The organism is Streptomyces niveus (assembly GCF_001723055.1).
Classification (GTDB): domain Bacteria; phylum Actinomycetota; class Actinomycetes; order Streptomycetales; family Streptomycetaceae; genus Streptomyces; species Streptomyces niveus.
Map to the genome: position 1 here is coordinate 1 of NZ_MDCR01000086.1, position 2,259 is coordinate 2,259.

3 protein-coding genes and 1 tRNA gene are annotated in these 2,259 nt (G+C 70.4%); all 4 read left to right on the plus strand.

Annotated features, from left to right (window positions below; genetic code table 11):
- The coding region (locus BHU15_RS12130; protein WP_141726808.1) for an aldehyde dehydrogenase family protein at positions 1–912 on the plus strand (912 nt) is incomplete at its 5' end.
- Positions 913–1,022: 110 nt separating this feature from the next.
- Positions 1,023–1,463: a helix-turn-helix transcriptional regulator gene (locus BHU15_RS12135; protein WP_069627206.1), complete on the plus strand. Its 441-nt coding sequence runs from the start codon at positions 1,023–1,025 to the stop codon at positions 1,461–1,463.
- 10 nt (positions 1,464–1,473) lie between these two features.
- Positions 1,474–1,890, plus strand: a complete 417-nt coding sequence (locus tag BHU15_RS12140; protein WP_069627207.1) for a VOC family protein — start codon at positions 1,474–1,476, stop codon at positions 1,888–1,890.
- A 189-nt stretch (positions 1,891–2,079) separates the two neighbouring features.
- Positions 2,080–2,167 (plus strand) — tRNA-Leu (locus BHU15_RS12145).
- The last annotated feature ends 92 nt before the right edge of the window (positions 2,168–2,259 follow it).

Genomic DNA, 2,259 nt, shown 5'->3' on the forward strand with positions numbered 1-2,259 from the left:
ATCACCCTGGTCAGCGGCAGCGGCGGCGAACTCTCCGAGGCGCTCGTCCGCTCCCCGGAGATCGGCTGCGTCTCCTTCGTCGGCGGTCGCGACACCGGCGCCCGGATCGCCACCACCGTCGCCGACCACGGCAAGCGCCACATCCTCGAACAGGAGGGACTCAACACCTGGGGCGTCTGGAACCACACCGACTGGGACGCCCTGACCGACGTCATCCCCAAGCTCTTCGACTACGGCAAGCAGCGGTGCACCGCCTACCCCCGCTTCGTCGTCCAGCGCTCGCTCTTCGCGGACTTCCTCGCGGCCTATCTGCCCGCCGTGCGTTCCATCCGCCTCGGCCACCCCCTGGCCGTCGAGCACCCCGACGACCCGCTGCCCGAGCTGGACTTCGGCCCCCTCATCAACGCGGCCAAGGCCAAGGAACTGGACGACCAGGTGGCCGAGGCCATCGACCGCGGCGCGGTCCCCGTCCACCACGGTTCGCTCGCGGACGGGCGCTTCCTGCCCGGCCAGGACACCTCCGCGTACCTCGCGCCGGTCACTCTGCTGAACCCGCCCCCGTCCTCCCCGCTGCACCACGCGGAGCCGTTCGGCCCGGTCGACACGATCGTCCTGGTCGATACCGAGGCGGAACTCCTCGCCGCGATGAACGCCTCCAACGGCGCGCTCGTCGCGACGCTGGCGACCGACGACCCGGCGACGTACGCGCGGCTGGCACCCCAGATCCGCGCGTTCAAGGTCGGTCACGGCCGGCCGCGCTCGCGCGGCGACCGCGACGAGCTGTTCGGCGGCTTCGGACACTCCTGGCGTGGCGCCTTCGTCGGCGGCGAACTGCTGGTCAAGGCCGTCACCACCGGCCCGCCGGGGGAGCGCCCGCCGGGCAACTTCCCGGACTACCACCTGATGCCGTGACCCCGGGGCCGCTCAATCCCTGAACCGGAATCGGCTGAGGTCGCCCGGACCCCTCCTCAGCCGATTCCTCCCCATTCCTCCAGCTCGGGGCAGGCTCTATCCTCGTACGCATGGACCCGAACGATCTCGCCAACCTCGCTCACCTGCGTAGGGCCCGGGACCTGATCGACCGCGAGTACGCGCGTCCGCTGGACGTGCCCACGATGGCGCAGCACGCGCTGATGTCACCGGCGCACTTCTCGAGGCAGTTCCGCGCGGCCTACGGCGAGACGCCGTACAGCTATCTCATGACCCGCCGCATCGAGCGGGCGATGGCCCTGCTGCGCGCGGGTACGAGCGTGACCGACGCGTGCATGGCGGTGGGCTGTACGTCGCTCGGCTCGTTCAGCTCCCGGTTCACCGAGATCATGGGGGAGTCGCCCAGCGCGTACGCCCTCCGCGAGCACGGCGCGGTCACGGCGATGCCCGAGTGCGTGGCTAAGGTACGTACCCGTCCGACCAGGGACGGACCGAGCAGGATTCGAGAAGCGGGCGGCGAAACGGCGGCCTAGCGTTGTCCGTATGACCATCGCACTCCAGTACTGCCACGTCACCGTCAACGACCCCGACGAGTCGCTGGCCTTCTACCGCGACGCCCTCGGTTTCGAGGTGCGCAACGACGTCTCATCGGGCGACTACCGCTGGGTCACCATCGGCAGCCCGACCCAGCCGGGCCTTGAGATCGTGCTCTCCGAACCGCACGCCGGCCGCTCCCAGGCCGACGGCGACGCCCTCCAGGAACTGCTCACCAAGGGTGTCCTGGGTCAGCTCATCTTCCGCACCGACGACGTCGACGCGACCTTCGAGACGGTACGGGCGTCCGGCGCCGAGGTGCTCCAGGAGCCCATGGACCAGCCCTGGGGCCCGCGCGACTGCGCGTTCCGCGACCCCTCGGGCAACATGGTCCGAATCTCGCAGGACCCGAAGGCGAAGGCGTAGCCGCCGGCGCAGCCGGGCCGGCGGCCCCGTACGCTCCTGCTCGCCGAGCAGGAGCGTACGGGGCCGCGCCGACCCGGCCGCACCCGCCCCGGTGCGCCCCCGACCATGGGATATGTGGGTGAAGAGCACCCCCGAGCCCTGGTATCGTTCACTGTGTCGCCCGGCGGAAACGCCGAGGTTCGACCACTCGTCCGGGTGGCGGAATGGCAGACGCGCTAGCTTGAGGTGCTAGTGCCCTTTATCGGGCGTGGGGGTTCAAGTCCCCCCTCGGACACCAGACCAGACCAGAAAGAGCTCCCAGTTCGGATTCGTCCGGGCCGGGAGCTCTTCGTGTTGGTGTCGGTGGGGACGGAGATCCGGCGCCCCGGC